Annotated in this window: 20 protein-coding genes and 1 riboswitch; of the genes, 4 read left to right on the top strand and 16 right to left on the bottom strand. The window is 64.1% G+C overall.

Annotated elements, in window-relative coordinates:
• Window position 1 precedes the first annotated feature (1 nt).
• The 11 genes from ACF8FB_RS13225 to ACF8FB_RS13175 form a co-directional block, all read right to left on the bottom strand.
• Entirely contained in the window at window positions 2-1,456 is a 1,455-nt protein-coding gene (locus ACF8FB_RS13225; protein ID WP_392509132.1) for a cobyric acid synthase, read from the bottom strand.
• Entirely contained in the window at window positions 1,453-2,445 is a 993-nt protein-coding gene (gene cobD, locus ACF8FB_RS13220) for a threonine-phosphate decarboxylase CobD (protein ID WP_010952730.1), read from the bottom strand. Before cobD ends, ACF8FB_RS13225 begins: the two co-directional genes overlap by 4 nt.
• Entirely contained in the window at window positions 2,438-3,346 is a 909-nt protein-coding gene (cbiB, locus tag ACF8FB_RS13215) for an adenosylcobinamide-phosphate synthase CbiB (protein WP_049587220.1), read from the bottom strand. The genes cobD and cbiB overlap by 8 nt, the downstream gene beginning before the upstream one ends.
• Window positions 3,343-3,993, bottom strand: a complete 651-nt coding sequence (gene bluB / locus ACF8FB_RS13210; protein WP_010952728.1) for a 5,6-dimethylbenzimidazole synthase — start codon at window positions 3,991-3,993, stop codon at window positions 3,343-3,345. Before bluB ends, cbiB begins: the two co-directional genes overlap by 4 nt.
• Window positions 3,990-5,285: a cobyrinate a,c-diamide synthase gene (locus tag ACF8FB_RS13205; protein ID WP_010952727.1), complete on the bottom strand. Its 1,296-nt coding sequence runs from the start codon at window positions 5,283-5,285 to the stop codon at window positions 3,990-3,992. Before ACF8FB_RS13205 ends, bluB begins: the two co-directional genes overlap by 4 nt.
• Window positions 5,282-5,893 carry a cob(I)yrinic acid a,c-diamide adenosyltransferase gene (gene cobO, locus ACF8FB_RS13200; RefSeq protein WP_003252448.1) on the bottom strand — a complete coding sequence of 204 codons (612 nt, stop codon included), beginning with the start codon at window positions 5,891-5,893 and terminating at the stop codon, window positions 5,282-5,284. The genes ACF8FB_RS13205 and cobO overlap by 4 nt, the downstream gene beginning before the upstream one ends.
• A gap of 119 nt (window positions 5,894-6,012) precedes the next feature.
• Window positions 6,013-6,234, bottom strand: a riboswitch (cobalamin riboswitch).
• 121 nt (window positions 6,235-6,355) lie between these two features.
• Entirely contained in the window at window positions 6,356-6,889 is a 534-nt protein-coding gene (locus tag ACF8FB_RS13195; RefSeq protein WP_010952725.1) for a C40 family peptidase, read from the bottom strand.
• Between the two features lie 142 nt (window positions 6,890-7,031).
• Window positions 7,032-7,670 carry a C40 family peptidase gene (locus tag ACF8FB_RS13190; protein WP_049587217.1) on the bottom strand — a complete coding sequence of 213 codons (639 nt, stop codon included), beginning with the start codon at window positions 7,668-7,670 and terminating at the stop codon, window positions 7,032-7,034.
• Window positions 7,671-7,797: 127 nt separating this feature from the next.
• A complete protein-coding gene (gene hda, locus ACF8FB_RS13185) occupies window positions 7,798-8,505 on the bottom strand; it encodes a DnaA regulatory inactivator Hda (RefSeq protein ID WP_003252443.1) in 708 nt (235 codons plus the stop codon).
• A gap of 239 nt (window positions 8,506-8,744) precedes the next feature.
• Entirely contained in the window at window positions 8,745-9,818 is a 1,074-nt protein-coding gene (locus tag ACF8FB_RS13180; RefSeq protein WP_020192009.1) for an AI-2E family transporter, read from the bottom strand.
• Window positions 9,819-9,830: 12 nt separating this feature from the next.
• Window positions 9,831-10,898, bottom strand: a complete 1,068-nt coding sequence (locus ACF8FB_RS13175) for a DUF2066 domain-containing protein (RefSeq protein ID WP_392511444.1) — start codon at window positions 10,896-10,898, stop codon at window positions 9,831-9,833.
• A 320-nt stretch (window positions 10,899-11,218) separates the two neighbouring features.
• Between ACF8FB_RS13175 and purM the strand changes: the two genes are divergently transcribed.
• The 4 genes from purM (at window position 11,219) to ACF8FB_RS13155 (ending at window position 14,032) form a co-directional block, all read left to right on the top strand.
• Window positions 11,219-12,277: a phosphoribosylformylglycinamidine cyclo-ligase gene (purM, locus tag ACF8FB_RS13170; protein ID WP_003252437.1), complete on the top strand. Its 1,059-nt coding sequence runs from the start codon at window positions 11,219-11,221 to the stop codon at window positions 12,275-12,277.
• Complete coding sequence (purN, locus tag ACF8FB_RS13165) at window positions 12,277-12,930, top strand: phosphoribosylglycinamide formyltransferase (RefSeq protein ID WP_010952721.1); 654 nt, start codon at window positions 12,277-12,279, stop codon at window positions 12,928-12,930. The genes purM and purN overlap by 1 nt, the downstream gene beginning before the upstream one ends.
• Window positions 12,931-12,938: 8 nt before the next feature.
• Window positions 12,939-13,649, top strand: a complete 711-nt coding sequence (locus tag ACF8FB_RS13160; RefSeq protein ID WP_010952720.1) for a DUF3108 domain-containing protein — start codon at window positions 12,939-12,941, stop codon at window positions 13,647-13,649.
• Window positions 13,650-13,849: 200 nt separating this feature from the next.
• A complete protein-coding gene (locus tag ACF8FB_RS13155) occupies window positions 13,850-14,032 on the top strand; it encodes a hypothetical protein (RefSeq protein ID WP_003252431.1) in 183 nt (60 codons plus the stop codon).
• 100 nt (window positions 14,033-14,132) lie between these two features.
• Here the strand turns inward: ACF8FB_RS13155 and ACF8FB_RS13150 are convergent, their stop codons facing one another.
• From ACF8FB_RS13150 to mazG, 5 genes are all read right to left on the bottom strand, one after another.
• Window positions 14,133-16,391, bottom strand: a complete 2,259-nt coding sequence (locus ACF8FB_RS13150; RefSeq protein WP_010952718.1) for a GMC oxidoreductase — start codon at window positions 16,389-16,391, stop codon at window positions 14,133-14,135.
• Window positions 16,388-16,879: a sorbitol dehydrogenase gene (locus ACF8FB_RS13145; RefSeq protein ID WP_049587214.1), complete on the bottom strand. Its 492-nt coding sequence runs from the start codon at window positions 16,877-16,879 to the stop codon at window positions 16,388-16,390. Before ACF8FB_RS13145 ends, ACF8FB_RS13150 begins: the two co-directional genes overlap by 4 nt.
• Before the next feature lie 4 nt (window positions 16,880-16,883).
• Entirely contained in the window at window positions 16,884-18,224 is a 1,341-nt protein-coding gene (locus ACF8FB_RS13140) for a cytochrome C (RefSeq protein ID WP_392511443.1), read from the bottom strand.
• Between the two features lie 309 nt (window positions 18,225-18,533).
• Complete coding sequence (locus ACF8FB_RS13135) at window positions 18,534-19,073, bottom strand: DUF2058 domain-containing protein (protein ID WP_003252424.1); 540 nt, start codon at window positions 19,071-19,073, stop codon at window positions 18,534-18,536.
• A 26-nt stretch (window positions 19,074-19,099) separates the two neighbouring features.
• Window positions 19,100-19,933, bottom strand: coding sequence for a nucleoside triphosphate pyrophosphohydrolase (gene mazG / locus ACF8FB_RS13130; RefSeq protein ID WP_003252422.1), 834 nt, complete (start codon window positions 19,931-19,933; stop codon window positions 19,100-19,102).
• Window positions 19,934-19,999: the final 66 nt, after the last annotated feature.

Genomic DNA, 19,999 nt, shown 5'->3' with positions numbered 1-19,999 from the left:
GTCAGGCTACCCCACACAGTTGGCGCAACTGCGCGGTGTCCAGGTGCTTTTCCACCAGATCGGCCAGGCGCTCGATGTCGTGTTCGCGCAACGCTTCGTAGTCGATAACCTGCACATCCTCCAGCCCGGCCCAGCGCAATAGCGCGGCACACGACTGGCTGCCTTCGAACAGGCCATGCAGGTAGGTGGCGAGGATCTGGCCATCGGCACTGACAGCGCCATCATGGCGGCCATCAGCCAGTTGGACCGCGGGTTGCGCCAGCGCAGGCCCCGTCGTAACGCCAGCATGAATTTCATAACCGGTTACCGTTGCCGCTTCAAGGCTCAGCGTGCCGGCCACATTGCGCAGTTGCTTCTCGGCTTCGAGCACCGTGGCATAGTTGAGCAGGCCGAGCCCCTGGCTAGAGCCTGCGGCCCCCTCCAGCCCCAGCGGATCATGCACTTCCCGCCCCAGCATCTGCAGGCCACCGCAGATACCGATCAGCTTGCCGCCATAGCGCAGGTGCCGCTCGATGGCCTTGTCCCAACCGCGCTCGCGCAGTTGTGCCAGGTCGCCGCGCACACTCTTGGAGCCCGGCAAGATGATGAGGTCGGCAGCCGGAATCGGCTGGCCTGGGCCAATGAACTGCAAGTCCACCTGCGGGTGCAGGCGCAGCGGGTCGAAGTCGGTGTGGTTACTGATGCGCGGCAGCACTGGCACGATCACCTTTAGCACTCGCTCGTGCTTGACGCCTTGGCGCACATCGATGCCATCTTCGGCTTCCAGGTGCAGGTCGGTAACGTAAGGCAGGACGCCCAGTACCGGTTTGCCGGTGCGTTGTTCCAGCCAGTCCAGCCCTGGCTGCAGCAGAGCAATGTCGCCACGGAAGCGGTTGATGACAAAACCTTTGACCCGCGCCTGTTCAGTGGTCGACAGCAATTCCAGCGTGCCCACCAGGTGGGCGAACACACCACCGCGGTTGATGTCGGCCACCAGGATCACCGGGCAGTCCACCGCTTCGGCAAAGCCCATGTTGGCGATATCGCCGGCACGCAGGTTGATCTCTGCCGGCGACCCCGCCCCCTCGACCATGACCACCGGGTACGCGGCACTCAGCCGATGGTGAGACGCCAGCACCGCTTGCATGGCAGTGGTTTTATAGTCGTGGTAGGCCACTGCATTCATGCTGGTGACCGCGCGACCGTGGATGATGACCTGGGCGCCGGTGTCGCTGTTGGGCTTGAGCAGCACCGGGTTCATGTCGGTGTGCGGTTGTAGCCGGCAGGCCTGGGCCTGCACCGCCTGGGCCCGGCCGATTTCACCGCCATCAGCCGTCACCGCGCTGTTCAGCGCCATGTTCTGTGGCTTGAAGGGCACCACAGCGACGCCCTGGCGCAACAGCCAGCGGCACAACGCGGTCACCAGTGTGCTCTTGCCTGCGTCGGAGGTGGTGCCTTGCACCATGAGGGTCGTCATGCCGTTTCCTTCTGATAAGCCGCCAGGGCCTGGGCCAGGCGCTGTTCGTCCGCCGCGCAGGCAGGCAACCCCAGGCGCACGGCCGCTGGCTGTTCGAACAGCCGTACCAGGATGCCGCGCCGGGCGAGAAATTCATGCAGGCGTGCAGCATGCTCGCTACGCACGTACTGGAACAGGTCGCAGCCACCACTAGGCGCCAGGCCGGCACTGCGCAACACGTGCGCAAGCCGCTGGCTGGCAGCAGCACAGCGTTGGGCCTGCGCGCGCTGGGCAGTCTCATCAGACAGGCTGGCCTGGGCCAGCACCCGGGTCGGGCCGTTGACGGTCCAGGGGCCGAGCAGCTCGGCCAGGCGCAGCAGCAAGCTGTGTTCGGCGGCAACGAAGCCCAGGCGCACGCCGGCCAAGCCGAAGAACTTGCCAAACGAGCGCAGCACGATCAGCCCCGGGCGTTCGGCGCAGTCCACCACGCTGTCCGCCGGGGTGTTGTCCATGAATGCTTCGTCGACCAGCAGCCAGCCACCGCGGGCAGCCAGGCGAGCATGCCAAGCCAGCAGGCGTTCGCGCGACACCCGCTGGCCGGTCGGGTTGTTGGGGTTCACCAGCACCAGCACATCGAGGCCGTCGAGCGCAGCCTCGACTTGCGCTTCATCCAGCGCCAGCAGTTGATGCCCCGCCCGTTGCCAGGCATAGGGGTGTTCGGCATAGCACGGCGTCAGCACGCCAACCCGGGCGGTTGTACGCAGCAGCGGCAAGGCCTGGATCGCGGCCTGGGAGCCGGCTACCGGCAGCAACTGGCGGGCGCCGTAATACGCGCGCGCGGCGTCCTCCAGGCCGTCCTCGGTTTCCGGCAGGCGGGCCCAGGCGTCGACGGGAATCGGCGGGACAGGAAATGGCCAGGGCGCAATGCCGCTGGACAGGTCGAGCCACTGCTCACGGGGGATACCGTATTGCTGCACCGCGCGTAACAGGCGGCCACCATGTTCAAGCATTGATATAGGCCCCCAGGCAGATCACCAGCAGCCACAGCCACACGCCGCGCTGCACCAGCTGCCAGCCGCGCTCGATGGCATCGGCATCGGCCACTGGCCCCTCGCCCAGACGCGGCCGCTCATGCAGTTCGCCGTGGTACACCGCCGGGCCACCAAGCTCCACGCCCAGCGCACCGGCGCCGGCAGCCATCACCGGCCCGGCGTTGGGGCTGTCCCACAGCGGGCCCTGCTTGCGCCAGCAGGCCAGGGCCAGACGGGTCTTGCCCAACAGTGCATAAGTCAGGGCCACCAGCCTTGCAGGTATATAGTTGAGCACATCGTCGATGCGCGCCGCGCACCAGCCAAAGCGCTCGAAACGTTCGTTACGGTAGCCCCACATGGCATCCAGCGTGTTGCTCAGGCGGTACAGCACCACACCGGGCGCACCGGCCACCACAAACCAGAACAACGCGGCGAACACTGCGTCGCTGCCGTTCTCCAGCACCGACTCGGTCGCCGCTCGGGCCACCGCGGGCTCGTCCAGCTCGCGCGTTTCGCGGCTGACCAGGTAGCCAACCCGGCGCCGCGCCTCCGCCAGGTCGCCCTGGCGCAAGGCATTGGCCACCGGCAGCACATGCTCGCCCAGGCTGCGCAGCCCCACGGCGCAGTAAAGCGCCAGCACATCAACCAGCCAGCCGATATACGGCAGCCACGAAAGGACCAGCGCCACCAGGGTCAGCGGCACCACCGCCAGAATCCACGCGCTCACGCCGTGGCTGCGCCAGCCGCGCCCGCCCGCATTCAGGCGGCGCTCCAGGTTGCCGGCCATATTGCCGAACGCCACCAAAGGGTGACGGCGCTGTGGTTCGCCCAGCAAAGCGTCCAGGGCCACCCCGGCCACGGTCAGCAAGGCCACGCTCATTGACGCTCTCCCCATTGGTTTTCGTAAAGCATTTCACTCAGGGGACGCTCTTCGGCCCAGCTTTCCTGCACCAACATCGGCACCGGATAGAACTCGGCGACCGGCCCAAGGCACAGTACCGCCACCGGCTTGGCCCCGGCGGGCATGCCCAGCAGCGCGGCCAGCGCCTGCGGGTCGAACAGCGATACCCAGCCCATGCCCAGCCCTTCGCCACGCGCGGCCAGCCACAGGTTCTGGATGGCACAGGCCAGCGAGGCCAGGTCCATCTCCGGCAGGGTGCGGCGGCCGAAGATGTGAGGCTCGCGGTTGTCCATCAAGGCCGCCACCAGCAGCTCGGCACAATCGTTTATGCCCTCCACCTTCAATTTCATGAAGGCATCGGATCGCTCGCCCAACGCCTCGGCCGTGCGTACCCGCTCCGCCTCAACCAAGGCCTGGATGCGCCCGCGCAGGTCACGCTGGGTGATACGGATAAAGCGCCACGGCTGCATAAGCCCGACACTGGGCGCCTGATGCGCGGCGGCCAGCAAGCGGCCAAGCAGTTCGGGCGCCACCTGGCCACCCGCAAAATGGCGCATGTCGCGGCGCTCGCCGATGGCCCGGTAAATGGCGGCGCGCTCGGCGTCGCTGTAGGCGTGATCATTCATGGTCGCAACAGCGCCGCCGCCGCATCCGGGCAGGAAGGGAAATAGAAGTGCACGTAAGAGGCCGTCAGCCGGCCCAGACGATAAACCGCCTCGTTGCCACGCCCGCCGTTGGGGCTCAGGCCCCGGGCAATCGGTTCCAGCGCAGTGCTGGTCAGCGAATGGTGATAGGTGTGACCGCGCAATGTCCCCTCCGGCAGCTCCACCGCCTGCAGCGCCAGGGCAGCCAGGCGCTTCTGCATGGTCGCCTCACCCGGCAGCAGGCCGAGCAGTTCGGCACGTTCGCCGGCCACGTCAGTCAGGGCATCGAGCAGGTACAGCATGCCGCCGCACTCGGCCAGCAATGGCTTGCCCTGCGCGTGGTGGGCGCGGATCGCCTCGCACATCGGTGCGTTGGCGGCCAGCGCATGGTGATGCAGCTCAGGATATCCACCCGGCAGATACAGGCTGTCTACCGCCGGCAGTTCGTGGTCGTGCAGCGGCGAGAAGAACACCAGCTGGGCACCCAGGTTGCGCAACAGGTCGAGGTTAGCGCCATAGATGAAGGCGAACGCCTCGTCCCGCGCAACGCCTATGCGCACACCGGCCAGCGAGGCAACGCAGGCTTGCGGTTCCGGCTCGGCAAAGCTGACTGGCGGCGGCAACGCCGCATCGCAACTGGCGCCCAGCGCTTCGGCGGCGGCGTCCAGGCGGGTGTCCAGGTCATTCAGCTCGCTGGCCTGCACCAGGCCCAGGTGGCGGCTGGGCAGCTCGATGCCGCGCTCGCGGGACAAGCCGCCATACCAGCGCAAGCCCTCGGTCAGGCTGCCTTCGAGCAGTTGCGCATGACGCAGGCTGCCTACCCGATTGGCCAGCACGCCGGCGAACGGCAGATCGGCCTGGTACCGCGCCAGGCCCAGGGCCAGGGCGCCGAAGGTCTGGGCCATGGCTGTGCCGTCGATCACCGCCAGCACCGGCACGCCAAAGTGGCGTGCCAGGTCGGCGCTTGACGGGGTACCGTCGAACAGCCCCATCACCCCTTCGATGAGGATCAGGTCAGCCTCGCCAGCAGCTTCCCACAGCAGACGACGGCTTTCCTCGGCACCGATCATCCACAGGTCCAGCTGATACACCGGCGCGCCACTGGCCCGTTCGAGAATCATCGGGTCAAGAAAGTCGGGCCCGCATTTGAACACCCGCACCTTGCGCCCGAGGTTGCGGTGCAGGCGGGCCAGCGCAGCAGTGACGGTAGTCTTGCCCTGGCCAGAGGCCGGCGCCGCGATCAACACGGCGGGGCAGTGGCGCGATCGACTCACAGTTCGACGCCTTTCTGTGCGCGGATACCAGCCTGGAAGGCGTGCTTGAGCATGCCCATTTCGGTCACGGTGTCGGCCAGTTCGATCATCTCGGGCTTCGCAGCGCGGCCAGTGACAATCACATGCTGCATGGGCGGGCGGGCCTGAATGTCGGACAGTACCTGGTCCAGGTCGAGGTAACCATGTTTGAGGGCGATGTTGAGCTCGTCCAGCACCACGAACTGTACACCCGGGTCCTGCAGCAACTGGCGCGACACCGCCCAGGCGGCTTGCGCAGCAGCGATGTCACGCTGGCGGTCCTGGGTTTCCCAGGTAAAGCCCTCGCCCATCACGTGGTAGCGCACCTGTTCGGGGAAGCGACGGAAGAACAGCTCCTCGCCGGTGCTGTTGCGGCCCTTGATGAACTGCACCACACCGCATTGCATGCCGTGGCCCAAGGCGCGCGCGAGCATGCCGAAGGCCGAACTGCTCTTGCCCTTGCCATTGCCGGTCAGCACCAGTAGCAGGCCACATTCGTTAGGGGAATTGGCGATGCGTTCGTCGATGACCGCCTTCTTGCGCTGCATGCGCGCCAGGTGGCGTTCGTCGCGTTCGGTGGAATCGCTCATCAGGGTTCTCCGCTGGCTGGCACCACGGCAATGCGCGGCGACAGGTAATAGGCAGGCAAACGGAGAACGCGCAGAGGCCATGGCTGGGCGCCACGGTGCACCGCGCATCACCCTCCGTGATGCCGTTGGCAGTATCAGGCCGGTCTCCGGGCTTGTGAGTGGGCCTTGGCCCTGGCCTGCGCGCCTTCCCGGATGCTGGCATCCAGTGGCCCTGCGCGGCCTTTTACTCATCCACCGTTGCGGGGGCAGCGCCGGAATCGCGCCATGCTGGCGCCCACCGGCTTCCCAGTTTCACCCTGCCCAGTCGGGGCTGGCAGGGCACCTGAAACACGCCGCGAAGGTTAGAGGGTTGCACCGGGAGCGTCAATCGAAGCGGGTGGTCTGGCGGGTGAGCAAACCACCTTGAATCCAGGCAGCCGGTATCGGCCCCGAGCTCGAGGGGCCGCTAAACAGGCATGGATATCAAGGGTTCTGTGCCAGATGCCCTTGCGGAATCACCCGCTTGGCCTGCAGGTAGGCCTTGGCCCAGTAGCTGTTCGACAGGTAGTCCAGGCGCACGGTGCCACCGGTGGAAGGTGCATGCACGAAGCGGCCGTCCCCGACATAGATGCCGGCATGGCTGACCTGCGAGCCGCCACTGGTGGCGAAGAACACCAGGTCACCGGACTGCAGCGAACTGGCATCCACCGTGGGTGCGCGCATGACAATCATCTCTCGCGTCGAGCGCGGCAGGCTGATGCCAGCAGCATCACGGTACACATACTTGATCAGGCCGCTGCAATCGAAGCCGGAGTCCGGGGTATTGCCCCCCCAACGATAGGGCGTGCCAACCAGACCAATGGCGCGAATCAGCACGTCATCGGCAATCGGTGAAGGACTGGGCTGGCTATAGGTAACCTGCGGCTGTACCACAGGGGCCGGCGCAGGCGCACGGCTGGAGCATGCAGCCAGCAAGGCTGCCAAGGAGAGAAATGCGAAGCGCGCCATCTTTACCATGGCCAGAACATCCTGTCTGAGACCGCTGCGCTGCAGCCGAAAAAGAGTTGAGAATTTAGATTAGACGCTTTCTGTAAATGCGCACGGCGGTGAGCTTTTTTTTCAAAGCATCACCGCCGCGGCAGGGTACATCATTTTGATATCAGTTGCGCGCGATGTTGGTCGGCGCCATGGCCAAGGCGCGCTTGGCTTCAATGAAGGTCTTGCTCCAGTAGCGATCACCGAGGCTGTCGATGCGCACACCACCACTGCGGCGGCTGCTGGAGTGGATGAACTGGTTGTCACCCAGGTAGATGCCGGCATGGCTTACCCGGCCGCGGCCATTGGTGCTGAAGAACAGCAAGTCACCTGGCTTGAGCTTGTTGCGGGCCACTTTCGGCGCATCGACGTTGATCATTTCACGCGTGGAGCGCGGCAGCGTCATGCCCGCCTCTTCGCGGAACAGGTAACCGATGAAGCCACTGCAGTCGAAGCCAGACTTTTCCGAGGTACCACCAAAGCGGTAGCGAGTGCCGATCAACGACATACCGCGCTCGAGAATGCTGTCAGCCAGAACCGGCAATTGGTAAGGCTTGCCGCCGGAGAAAGACGCCAGGTCATCTTCGGTGGCCAGCTCTTCCGGCTCGCCGAATACCGACGAGGAAGAGGCTTTGGCGTTGATTGCCGATTGGGCAGTGATCGGGGTGTGATCCTGGGGCTGAGATACCGGGCCTTGGGCCGCGCAGCCAAAAAGCAGGGTCACGAGTGCGAGTGGCACGAGGGGTGCGAAGCGCTTCAGCATGGGCACGACCGTGTCTGTAATCCTTTAGAAGGGTGAAACTATGCCCTCTATCATGGCCATTTGCAAATTTTATCGAAAAAGATGTGACTTTTTTGTTTTACCGCTCTGGCCCAGGGTTTTCAGGGGGTTACCAGCCGAGGGTTTCCTTGAGAAAAGGAATGGTGAGCTTGCGTTGGGCCTGCAGCGACGCCTGATCGAGGCGCTCTAGCAAGTCGAACAACGCGCTCATGCTCCGCGCGCCGCGGGTGAGGATGAAATGGCCGACTTCGTCGGTCAGGTGCAGGCCACGGCGCGAAGCTCGCAGCTGCAAGGCGCGCAGCTTGTCTTCGTCGGACAGGCCACGCATCTGGAACACCAGCGCCAGGGTCAACCGCGACTTCAGGTCCGGCAGCTTGATCGGCAGCTCACGCGGTGATGCCGAGGCAGCCAGCAGCAAGCGTCGGCCGCTGTCGCGCAGGCGGTTGAACAGGTGGAACATGGCCTCTTCCCAATCCGCCTTGCCGGCGATCACATGCAGATCGTCGATGCACACCAGTTCGTACTGGGCCAGGTAGTCGAGCAGTTCTACGCCACGGTCGAGCAATTGCGCCAGCGGCAGGTAGACAGCGGGCTCGCCACGTTGCTGGAAGCGATGGGTGGCGGCCTGCAGCAGGTGGGAACGGCCAACACCCTGCTTGCCCCACAGGTAGATAAGGCTCTCGGTCCAGCCGGCGTCGGCTTCGCATAGCCGCTCGACGTAACCCAATGCCGCAGCATTGGCGCCCGGATAGTAGTTGATGAAGGTGGCGTCATCGCGCAGGCGCACACCCAGGGGCAACTGGATCGGTGGTTTCATGCTCGCGGGCGGTCGATGGGACCGCTGGGGGCCTTTGGTGAACAATCTGCAAAGTCTATACCCGCAACGCGGGGCGCACAATCTCGACTGCAGATAGGGCAAGCAAAATCAACAAGTTGCGCTGCACAAGCGAACGACGGATGCAGGACAAACCGTGCTCAGCGCCCGCGAGATCGGGCGCCGCGAGGCGGCGCTCAATTTCGCGGGCGCGAAACAGCTCAAGACGAAACACGGGGTGTTCAAAGCTCCGGGTCGATGTTCCCGGCGTACATATCCGATTCCTTGTACAGGGCATGCACATGCCGCAGCAGCACCATGATCACCGCCGCCACCGGCAGCGCCAGCAGCACACCGGTGAAGCCGAACAGTTCACCCCCGGCGAGGATGGCAAAGATCACCGCAACCGGGTGCAGGCCGATGCGATCGCCCACCAGCAGAGGGGTCAGCACCATACCCTCCAGCGCCTGCCCAACCATGAACACCGCAACGATGCCCAGCATCGGATACAGGTCGCCACCGAACTGGAACAGGCCAGCCACCAGCGCGGCACCAATGCCAATGATGAAGCCCATGTACGGCACGATGGCCGCAAGGCCTGCAAGCATGCCGATCAGCAGACCGAGCTCGAGCCCCACCAGCATCAGGCCGGCTGAATAGATGACGCCCAGGGCCAGCATCACCATCAATTGCCCGCGCACGAATGCCCCCAGCACTTCATGGCATTCACCTGCCAGGCCCATCACTTGCGGCTCGCGCTGGCGCGGCAGCAGGCCGCGCAGCTTGCCCATCATCAAGTCCCAATCGCGCAGCAGATAGAAGCCCACTACCGGGATCAGCACCATATTGGCCAACCAGGCCACCAACGCCAGGCTTGAGGCAGTGGCCTGGGACAGCAGCATGCCGACGATATCGGTGGTCTGCCCCATGTGCGCGCCGATGGCGGCCTTGATCTTGTCGAATTTCCAGAAACCATCGGCCAGGCCAAGGCGGCCCTGTACCCACGGCAGCGCGACATGCTCAAGCCAGTCGAGCATCTGCGGGGCCAATTCGTACAGGCGCACCAACTGCTTGGCCAGCATCGGCACAAGCACCAGCAACAACGCCAACAGCAACAGCGTGAACAGGCCGAACACCACTACCACACCCCAGGTACGCGAAAGCCCCAGGCGCTCGAGACGATCGACCAGCGGGTCGGCCAGGTAGGCCAGCATGATGCCGACCAGGAACGGCGTAAGAATATTGTGCAGGCTATAAAGCAGCACAGCGATCAGCAGTGCAGCGCCCAGCCAGATCCAGCGACGCATGTCAGTCACGGTAAGCGCCCCTTACCAGCGAAAACGCAAGCCGTCGAACGGCTTGGGTGCTGGCTGCGCAGGCGCGGGCTGCGCAGCTGTGGCGTCCACTGCCGGTGCTGGCATGGCTGGCACCGCCTGTGCCTGCTCGACCGGCACTTCCTGCAGCTTGGCCAGGCCAAGCTGGGCACGCAGCTGTTCACGATTGCCCGTAACCCCGTAGGTCAGGGTAGTGCCTTCAGCCGCCTGCAAGCGTGGGCCATAGGGCTCCAGCACGCGAGCCAGTTCGGCATAGCGCTGCAGGTTCATGCCCTGCACTTGCACCTGCAACTGGCTGCTGGCACCCGGCCGGGTAACGTAGCGCGGCGCCAGGCGGCTGCTTACCGCCATCATCACCGCGTCAGCCAAGGCGGCCTGGTCGGCGCCCTCGGCAGTGCCCTGCTCACGCTGGTCGCCCAGCCACAGCTGCCACTTGCCCTGCCACTTGCCGTCGGCTTCCTGGGCATGTACCGCCAGCAAGGCATCGGCGCCGTAGCGCTCGGAAGCTTCGCGCAGCGGCGCTGGATCGTTGCCTTCGATCTGCTTGGCATTGGCGACCAGCTGCTCCTGCAAGTCGGCCAGCGGCAAGCGCAACGGCAGACCACGGTGCTGGGCGGCGCGGCGCAGGGGTTGGGCACTGGCCTGGCCATCACCGACCAGGCTGCTGCCCTCAACGGTGTCGTTCAACCACCACCCCAGTATCGAGGGCCGGTTACTGCCCCACAGTGCCAGGCCAGCCTTGCGCAAGGCCCGCTCGGTGCTACCTGGGTCGAACTCGACCACTACCGACTCGGGCGGGCCGGCTTCGCTGCCCACCTGGTTGATGATTTGCTGTGGGTCCTTGCGCAGCTCGGCCAATGCAGGGCTCTGCACGGCCTTAGGGTCACCGGTCAGACGCTGCACCAACGTGTCCAGGGCTTTGACTGTGGCCGCGGTACGGGCTTCGGCGCCCGGCCCGGTGACCGGCTCGCGCACCTGATAAAGGCCGGAGACATTTTCAGCCAGGGCAGTGGCCGAGATCAGGGCCAGGCAACCGGCTGCCAGAATATTGAACAAACGCATGGAGGATTCCTGTCCAGTCGAGCTTCAAGCCGTAAGCTTCAAGCTGCAAGAAAAAGCAGGCCGAGCGCCGGGCTGCATTGTCGTGCAGCGTGAAGCTCGTTGCTTGCAGCTTATACACATGCAACCACATCAACCACCCTCCAGCTTTTTTCAACAATTACCGCCCTGCCCGTCGGCCTGAGGATGGCCGCTGCCCGGCAACCCTGATAAAATCGCGCGCCTTCACAGACCACTGACGTTTCAGACCGCCGCCGCTTATCAGCCGGCCTTGGCCGTCATGGTCGTTTTTAAGAATCCCTCCCTCCTAAAGGCCTGGATCAATGAGCAAGCAACCCTCCCTGAGCTACAAGGACGCCGGTGTAGACATCGACGCCGGCGAAGCACTGGTCGAACGCATCAAGGGCGTGGCAAAACGCACCGCACGCCCTGAAGTCATGGGTGGCCTGGGCGGCTTCGGCGCCCTCTGCGAGATCCCGGCCGGCTACAAGCAGCCGGTGCTGGTCTCCGGCACCGACGGCGTCGGCACCAAGCTGCGCCTGGCGCTGAACCTGAACAAGCACGACAGCATCGGCCAGGACCTGGTCGCCATGTGCGTCAACGACCTGGTCGTGTGCGGCGCCGAGCCGCTGTTCTTCCTCGACTACTACGCCACTGGCAAGCTGAACGTTGACGTGGCTGCCACTGTGGTCACCGGCATCGGCGCCGGTTGCGAACTGGCCGGCTGCTCGCTGGTCGGTGGTGAAACCGCCGAAATGCCTGGCATGTACGAAGGCGAAGACTACGACCTGGCCGGTTTCTGCGTAGGCGTGGTGGAAAAGGCCGAAATCATCGACGGCTCCAAGGTTGCCACCGGTGACGCGCTGATCGCCCTGCCGTCCTCGGGCCCGCACTCCAACGGCTACTCGCTGATCCGCAAGATCCTCGAAGTGTCGGCTACCGACATCGAGAACACCCAGCTGGACGGCAAGCCGCTGACCGACCTGCTGATGGCGCCGACCCGCATCTACGTCAAACCGCTGCTGCAGCTGATCAAGAACACCGGCGCAGTCAAGGCCATGGCCCACATCACCGGCGGCGGCCTGCTGGACAACATCCCGCGCGTACTGCCGAAAAACGCCCAGGCCGTGGTTGACGTGGCCAGCTGGCAGCGCCCGGCGGTGTTCGACTTCCTGCAGGAAAAAGGCAACGTCGACGAGCACGAAATGCACCGCGTACTGAACTGCGGCGTGGGCATGGTCATCTGCGTGGCCCAGGACCAGGTCGAAGCCGCCCTGAACGAACTGCGCGCCGCCGGTGAGCAACCGTGGGTAATCGGCCACATCGCCGAAGCCGCCGAAGGCGCTGCCCAGGTCGAGCTGCAGAACCTCAAGGCACACTGATGCCGAGCAAGACCTGCAATGTAGTGGTACTGCTGTCGGGCTCCGGCAGCAACCTGCAAGCCCTGATCGACAGCTGCCAAGGGCAGGACAGCCCGGTGCGTATCCGCGCGGTGCTTTCCAACCGCGCCGATGCCTACGGCCTGCAACGCGCCGCAGCGGCCGGCATCGACAGCGTCGTGCTCGACCACACCCAGTTCGACGGCCGTGAAGCCTTCGATGCCGCGCTAATGGCGCGCATCGACGGCTTTGCCCCGGACCTGGTGGTGCTGGCCGGTTTCATGCGCATCCTCAGTGGCGGCTTCGTGCGCCACTATCAGGGCCGCCTGCTCAACATCCACCCGTCGCTGCTGCCCAAGTACAAGGGCCTGCATACGCATCGCCGGGCATTGGAAGCTGGCGACGCCGAGCATGGCTGCAGCGTACACTTCGTGACTGAGGAACTCGATGGCGGCCCACTGGTCGTACAGGCTGTGGTACCGGTGGCGTCTGATGACACCGTCGAAAGCCTGGCACAGCGGGTACACCATCAGGAACACCTGATCTACCCACTGGCGGTGCGCTGGTTCGCTGAAGGGCGCTTGCGTCTTGGCGAACAGGGTGCATTACTGGACGGCCAGCCACTGGCGGCCAGCGGTCACTTGATTCGATCCTAGGAGAATTTATGCGTCGCGCCCTGCTCTTGGCTCTCGCCGTGCTCGCCCTGCCCCTCCAGGCAGCTGATCTGAAGCCGTTCTCGGCCAGCTACACCGCCGACTGGAAGCAGCTGCCCATGAGCGGCACCGCCGAGCGCAGCCTGGTCAAAAATGCCAACGGTACCTGGGACCTTAACTTCAAGGCTTCCATGATGATCGCCAGCCTGACCGAGCAAAGCACCCTGCGCCTGGAAAACGACACCCTGCTGCCGCAGAAGTATCACTTCGAGCGCGGCGGCCTGGGCAAGGCCAAGAAGGTCGACCTGGACTTCGACTGGAGCACCAAGAAGATCACCGGCAGCGACCGTGGCGATGCTGTCAGCCTGCCACTGAACCGCGGCGTACTGGACAAATCCTCCTACCAGTTGGCCCTGCAGCACGACGTGGCCGCAGGCAAGAAGAGCATGACCTACCAGGTGGTCGACGGCGACGAGATCGACACCTACGACTTCCGCGTGCTGGGCACCGAAAAGGTCACCACCAAGACCGGCCAGGTCGATGCCGTGAAGGTCGAGCGCGTGCGCGATCCCAGCCAGAGCAAGCGCATCACCGAGCTGTGGTTCGCCAAGAACTGGGACTACCTGCTGGTGCAACTGCGCCAGGTAGAGACCGATGGCAAGGAGTATGTGATCGTGCTGCAGGATGGCACGGTCGATGGCAAGCCGGTGAAGGGCAACTGATCGCGCACTGCCTGCAATACCTGAAGCCCCGCCCAGTGCGGGGCTTTTCTTTGCTGCGAAAAAGCCCACCCAGGCAGCATCCCTTCGAGCTTCATGAAACTTGTTTCATGCCTGTTTTACTTACTTAGTCTGCTAACAAACTCTATAAAGAAGACGTGCGACACACTGTCGCAGCCATCTTGAAGAAGTGGAGTTTACCGATGACTGTCCAAGTAACCGAACGCGACGAATCGAGAATGTCCCACGAAGGCCTGGCCGCTGGCGTGCGGATCTGGGATGTGTACCAACAAGGTCAACTGGTGGGCATGTTCCATAACGAACACGAAGCACACCAATACCGCGTTGAGCTTGAAGACCTGGAAAACCAGCGCGCCACACAATGACCCTGCCCATTGCGGCGAACCCCTGACTCGCCTGGGCTCAGTGAGCAACCCCACAATGCTGCGGCATTGCCGGAGCATCGTGGGGTTGCCATGACAGGGCCTACACCGCCCCGAAACGCACCTCTACCGACAGGCTGCCCAGGTTATCGCTCAGGCCAGCCCCGTAACGCCCGTCCAGGTCGTCATTGATGCACAGCTGCAACTCACCTTGCTGGCCACGCGGCAATTGCACCTGGTTGCCGACCAGGAACGGCACGCCGCTGTTGCCGATACGCCCGATCAACGCCCCTTCCGGTTGACCAGGCAAGGCATAGCCGGGCTTGGCGATCAACCTTGGGTTGCCCGCCGCGCCAACCATGCCGGTGGCCGGGTTCGCCGTCCACTGCCCGCCCGTGCATACCGCCAACTGCCAGCTCTGCCCATTGACCTGCATGCCCGTGCCCTGCCATGCCTGGTTGGCCTGCACCTGCACGGTGCGCTTGAGCAGGTCGCTGGCCACCACGTCGGCGGCCTGGAACGTCAACGCGGTGATGGTCAAGGTCGGGTTGGCGGTGCCGGTAGTGGGGAACACGCCGTCGCCGACCAGGAACAGGTTGGGGTGGTCCCAGCTGCGCTGGTCCTTGTCCACCACCGACTTGGTGCGGTCCGAGCCCATGCGGTAGGTGCCCATCAGGTGGCCAGCGCCGTAGAACGCGTAGTTCTGGCCGTCGTACTCGAACACCGTTTGCGAGCCGGGCTCGAGCTTAGGGTTCAGGTCGGTCAGCTCGGTAGCGCCCATCAGCTCGGTGATGATGTACGTAGCGGCCAGGCGCGCCTGCTTGAAACCCTCCTTGGTGTAGTCGGACAGTTCGTAGGTGATCTGCGGCCGAGGCAGGCCCAATCCGTCGGAGAACTCCGTACTCCTCTCCACCCGGCACAGCGCATTATCGGGGTCTTTCTCCACCTGCTCGACCAAGAAGCCCAGACGGAACTGGCGGGTCAGCACGCTGTTGAGCTGCTGCACCAGCGCCTGGCCGGACAACGCCAGATTGCTGGGGTTAGCGCCGCCGTGGTTGGTGCCGTCGATGAAATCACAGACCGAGGTGTAGGGGTCGTTCACCGACCAGTTCCAGCCCTCGTTGCCGATTTCGATACGCCAGGCGGCACGCTGGCTGCGGAACGGGCCATCGCGCATGTCCTCGATCCCCGAGGTAGACAACGGCCCCCGGAACGGGAACAGCGGCTTGCCTTCGGGCATCAGGCCCCAGGCCAGGTACACCGGGTGGTCAGCCAATGCCTGGCCGACCTGGCCGCTGCTGTTGGCAACCCCTTTAGGGCTGTTCGGGCCGATGGAGTTGAGCAGCAGCTTCGGTGTTTCGATCGCGTGGGCGGCGATCACGTAGCGCTTGCCCTGGGCCGTGCCGTTCTGGCGCGTACCATTGTTCTGGTACTGAATGAAATCGATGCCCGTGACCCCATTGGCATCGACCTGCACCTGGCTTGCAACGGTCTGGTAGAGGATGCGCACGTTGCCGGTATCCAGTGCCTTGGCCATGGTCACGGTGGCGTCGTACTTGGCCTGGATCGGGCAGATCGGCGTGCAGCTGGTGTTGCCAGCGCACACCCGACGGCCGTTATCATTCTGCGAGTTGCGCCCGGCCGGGGTTTGCCGGACATTGAGGGTGACACCTGGGTACGGCTTGCCGTCAGGCCCCTTCTCCGGGCTTTGGTACACGGTGCCCGTGACGTGCTTGCCCAGGCCCTGGTCGACCAGCGACGGCGGGATGCCATGCATGCTGTATTTGTAGCCCTGCGGGAAGGTCACGCCCAGGTAGGTCTGCGAGGCGACATCGGCGGACACGCCCATCTCCTCCTCGGCGCGGCAGTAGGCGGTCTGCAGGTCGTCGTAACTGATCGGCCAGTCGACCCCGACGTTGTACGCAGTGCGCATGCGGAAGTCGTTGGGCAACAGGCGCAGGGCCGTGCCCATCCAGTGCCACATGGTGCCGCCGCCTACCCGCTCGTAGGTGCTGGCGAACAGGTGCGGCCCCTTCTGCACCAGGTAGCTTTTCTGCGCCTTGTTGGGGTCTTGGCTACCTGAGGTGATCAGGTCCTGGATGGTCGCCCGTGGCGCGAACTGCGTGGCCGGGGTCTGCTCGCTCTGCTCAGGTGGGTACGGCGACTCGGGCGCCTTGAGCACCGCGGTGTAGAAGCGCTCCAGGTACTCGCTGCGATTCGGTGGAATGGCCGGGCCCGATTCGAGCACCAGCACTTTCAACCCGGCCAGGCCCAACTGGTAGGCCATGACACTGCCGGCCATGCCGGCGCCCACCACGATCACATCGGCGGTTTCGATGTTCTGGGTTTGTACATTGCTCATGGCTGCTGCCCTTCCTTGGCGTCGACACCGGTGAATTGCTTGAGGGTCGGTGGCTGCTCACCCCAGTATCCGAAGTGGAACTGGCTGTAGCCCATGGGGTGGGATTGGGCGATCTTCCACGCCCAACTCTCCTTGTAGGCCTGGTCGGAGACCACACGCGTATCACCCGTGCGGGCGTTGCCCAGGTCGTAGGGTTGGTACCAACTGCCAAGCAGCCACAGCTTCATGATCGAGCGGGCGCCCTGGGCGATTTGCGGGTTCGCGTTATCGAGCACGGCGCTGGCGATTTGCGCGGGCGGCTGGCTCTGGATGCTGGCGTACAGCTCCAGCAGGCTGCTGAACGCCTCGAGGCCCATACCCTGCTGGGCGATGGCGAAGAACACCGGCGGCAGGTTGATCGGGTCGACGGAAGGCGCCAGCAGCTTGGCCGACAGGCCAGTGAGCACCGCGGACAAGCCGATGAAGTTTTGCAGGTTCTGGTCGCTCATGGCATCACTCCTTGGCGCCGGTGGATTGGGCACGTTCAAGCAGGAAAGTGAAATCGGCGAAGCTGGTGCGCGGTGACTGGGTCACGCGGGTGGTCGCGTTGTTGTGGCACTCCATGCAGCTGGACGAGGCCTGCGGGGTGGTGCCCTGGTTGTAGGTCTCCAGGGTGGCGTTGGCCAGGAAGTTCGGCGCAGGCGTACCTAACGGGTTGGTCGGCGACGGCACCTGGCAGTCATCGGCCGGGGCGGTGGGCCACTGGGTGCTGATCAGGTGGTAGTTGGCCCACACCGTGCCCTTGAGCGCGCCTTGCCACTGCGCGTTGAGCTGTTGGGTGGCGGCGGTGATGGGAATTTCACGCACGATCTGCGAGGGGATGGCCTTCTTCGACGGGTCCCACGGTGGCGCGGGCGGCTCGTTCACCGGGCGGTCGCTGGCCTGGGCGTCGTAGAACAGGTAGGGCCCCTTGCGCTCGTTCATTGGCGTGGTCTTTTCCGGCACGTTGCGCACGTGCTCGAACGTCGACCATACCCACTGAGGTGCGCCTTCGGTCTTGTGCACGATGTGCAGGCCTACCAGCCCGACCTTCTGCGCATTGCACGACTCGGGGATCACCGCCCCCTTGTTCGGGTCGGCGTTGCCGGGGGTGTAGACCAGCGCGTCGACGGCGTGGAACTCCTGCGGGTTGTCGCTGCCATCGAGCACTTTCCAGGCCGACTTGACCATGATCGCGCCGACCTGCTGGGCCTTTTGCGAACCGCAGGCGAAAGCGATGCGGTTGTCGGCCTTGCTCAGGAACGCTTGCTGGCCCTCCTTGCTGTACAGGCCATTGTTGACGATGTCATCGAACATCGGCTGGTTGACCATGATCGCGTTGCGCGTGTAAGTGCCGCTTTGGTCAACCAGCGGGCCGGTCTTGAACGGCTGGATGAACTCATCGAGCACACCGGCGACCTTGCCCATCTGTTGCAGCACCGGCAAGTCACCCTTGCCTTGGCAGGCCGCGGGCACGGGCGCCTGCTGGTCCCAGGCGACGGGCTTCTGACCCTTGGGCAGGAAGATCTCGTAGCTTTCTTTCCACGACTCCCACACGGTCTTGCCGGGCGCGCCGATCTTCGCCGAGGTGTTGGCACTGCCGTCGGCGTTGGCGGGCCAGTTCAGGGCGACGAAGGTTTGCCACGACAGCACGTCGAAATCGTGTTGCAGGTTGTCCAGGGTGAAGGGGGGATTGGCGGTGACGTCGAAGGGAATCGCAGGTGACAGCACCGGCGGGCTGGCCGCATCGGCCATGGCGAACGCACTGGTGAAACTTGCACCCAGGCACGCCAGCCGTTTCAGGGTTATTTTCATTGTCGTCTCCTCAGCAGATAAAGCGTCGGGACGACGAGGCGTAATGGCCCTTCCTGGACCGAATGTTCAGCGCTATCCCTGACGCTAAGCTGGAGGCTAGCCGTTGTGCCGGAACCCTAGGAAATGTCCGACGAACGGAGGGAACCAAGACGATAGTACAAGTGACTAACCGCGCCGGTTCGGCGAGCGACGAACCCTTCGCGACGCAAGGCCAGCGTCTTCTAGAGAACGCGCGTGTCGCGAAAGGGCCGCAGAGCGGCCCTGCGATCTTGAATGAACCGCATTAACGCCAAGGCGGGATTTTCGTGCTTACCACATCAGATCATCAGGGATCTTGTAAGCCGCGTACGGGTCGTCTTCGTCCGTTTCCTCGACATGGCTGTTGAGCAGCAGAATACGGCCAGGGTCGCGCTCCTGGATCTTCAATGCGGCCTCACGGGGGATAACCTCGTAACCACCGGCATGGGCTACCACGGCCAGCGCGCCGTTGCTCAGCTTGGTGCGCATCAGGGCGTTGACGGCAATGCGCTTGACCTTCTTGTCGTCGACGAAGTTGTAGTAATCCTCGGTGCTCAGTTTGGGCAGGCGAGTGGCCTCGATCAGTTGCTTGACCTGTGCGGCACGGGCCTTCTGCTCGGCCTTTTCCTGCTGCTGGCGGTTCAGCTCCTGGTCACGCCGGGCTTTTTCAGCCATGGCTTCCTTGGCCATGCGCTGCTGGCTGTCGTCGACTTCGACCTGGCCTTTGTGCTCCATGCGCTTCTGTTTCTTTTCAGCTTTGTTGGTCTGTGAGACCTGTTTCTGGTTGACCAGACCGGCTTTGAGCAATTGGTCGCGAAGGGAAAGGCTCATGAATATTCACTCACTTATGCAACAGCTCAGCCGCAGCTGGGCAGGTTCTTTTCCTGACGTTTGGCTTCCCCCCAAAGGGCATCCAGCTCGTCAAGGTCACAATCTTCAATGGGGCGGCCACTGTCGCGCAATGCCTGTTCGATAAAACGGAAACGTCGTTCGAACTTGCGATTGGCGCGGCGCAGCGCATGCTCTGGGTCTTGCTTGAGGTGGCGGGCCAGGTTGACCGCAGCAAACAGCAAGTCGCCGACTTCATCTTCCAGCGCATCGGCGTCACCGTCGGCCATGGCCTGCAGCACTTCATCCAGCTCTTCGCGGACCTTGTCCAGCACCGGCAACGCCGCCGGCCAGTCGAAACCGACCGTGGCCGCACGTTTTTGCAGTTTGGCTGCCCGCGATAGCGCCGGCAAGGTTGCCGGCACGTCATCAAGCAGCGACAGCTGTTCGGGCTGGCTCTTCTCCGCGCGCTCTTCGGCCTTGATTTCTTCCCAGCGCGACTTGACCTGGGCTTCGCTCAGGCTGGGCGTGTCCACCGGCGCGTACAGCTCGCCAGTCGGAAACACGTGCGGGTGGCGGCGGATGAGCTTGCGGGTGATGCTGTCGACCACGCCATCGAACTCGAAACGCCCTTCTTCGCGGGCCAGCTGGCTGTAGTAGACCACCTGGAACAGCAGGTCGCCCAGCTCGCCTTGCAGGTGCTCGAAATCGCCGCGCTCAATGGTGTCAGCGACCTCGTAGGCCTCTTCGATGGTGTGCGGGACGATGCTGGCGTAGTTCTGCTTCAGGTCCCACGGGCAGCCGTACTGCGGGTCGCGCAGGCGGGCCATGAGGTGCAGCAGGTCGTCAAGGGTGTAGGTCATACAGGCAGGTCCTTCGGTGGTGGCTTCTTCGCGGGCTTGCCCGCTCCCACAGGTACGGTGCAGATT

This window comes from Pseudomonas sp. yb_2, from assembly GCF_043103905.1.
Classification (GTDB): Bacteria; Pseudomonadota; Gammaproteobacteria; order Pseudomonadales; family Pseudomonadaceae; genus Aquipseudomonas; species Aquipseudomonas alloputida.
The sequence above is the reverse complement of the archived record's forward strand: the minus strand, read 5'-3'. Positions and strand labels throughout refer to the sequence as shown.

Bases quoted from the DNA above. Each gene is read 5' to 3' on its own strand.
- mazG (WP_003252422.1), bottom strand. From the start codon at position 19,933: ATGACCTACACCCTTGACGACCTGCTGCACCTCATGGCCCGCCTGCGC.
- bluB (WP_010952728.1), bottom strand. From the start codon at position 3,993: ATGAATGATCACGCCTACAGCGACGCCGAGCGCGCCGCCATTTACCGG.
- ACF8FB_RS13195 (WP_010952725.1), bottom strand. From the start codon at position 6,889: ATGGTAAAGATGGCGCGCTTCGCATTTCTCTCCTTGGCAGCCTTGCTG.
- purM (WP_003252437.1), top strand. From the start codon at position 11,219: ATGAGCAAGCAACCCTCCCTGAGCTACAAGGACGCCGGTGTAGACATC.
- ACF8FB_RS13175 (WP_392511444.1), bottom strand. From the start codon at position 10,898: ATGCGTTTGTTCAATATTCTGGCAGCCGGTTGCCTGGCCCTGATCTCG.
- ACF8FB_RS13225 (WP_392509132.1), bottom strand. From the start codon at position 1,456: ATGACGACCCTCATGGTGCAAGGCACCACCTCCGACGCAGGCAAGAGC.
- ACF8FB_RS13155 (WP_003252431.1), top strand. From the start codon at position 13,850: ATGACTGTCCAAGTAACCGAACGCGACGAATCGAGAATGTCCCACGAA.
- ACF8FB_RS13160 (WP_010952720.1), top strand. From the start codon at position 12,939: ATGCGTCGCGCCCTGCTCTTGGCTCTCGCCGTGCTCGCCCTGCCCCTC.
- cobO (WP_003252448.1), bottom strand. From the start codon at position 5,893: ATGAGCGATTCCACCGAACGCGACGAACGCCACCTGGCGCGCATGCAG.
- ACF8FB_RS13190 (WP_049587217.1), bottom strand. From the start codon at position 7,670: ATGCTGAAGCGCTTCGCACCCCTCGTGCCACTCGCACTCGTGACCCTG.
- ACF8FB_RS13150 (WP_010952718.1), bottom strand. From the start codon at position 16,391: ATGAGCAATGTACAAACCCAGAACATCGAAACCGCCGATGTGATCGTG.
- ACF8FB_RS13135 (WP_003252424.1), bottom strand. From the start codon at position 19,073: ATGAGCCTTTCCCTTCGCGACCAATTGCTCAAAGCCGGTCTGGTCAAC.
- purN (WP_010952721.1), top strand. From the start codon at position 12,277: ATGCCGAGCAAGACCTGCAATGTAGTGGTACTGCTGTCGGGCTCCGGC.
- ACF8FB_RS13145 (WP_049587214.1), bottom strand. From the start codon at position 16,879: ATGAGCGACCAGAACCTGCAAAACTTCATCGGCTTGTCCGCGGTGCTC.
- hda (WP_003252443.1), bottom strand. From the start codon at position 8,505: ATGAAACCACCGATCCAGTTGCCCCTGGGTGTGCGCCTGCGCGATGAC.
- cobD (WP_010952730.1), bottom strand. From the start codon at position 2,445: ATGCTTGAACATGGTGGCCGCCTGTTACGCGCGGTGCAGCAATACGGT.
- cbiB (WP_049587220.1), bottom strand. From the start codon at position 3,346: ATGAGCGTGGCCTTGCTGACCGTGGCCGGGGTGGCCCTGGACGCTTTG.
- ACF8FB_RS13140 (WP_392511443.1), bottom strand. From the start codon at position 18,224: ATGAAAATAACCCTGAAACGGCTGGCGTGCCTGGGTGCAAGTTTCACC.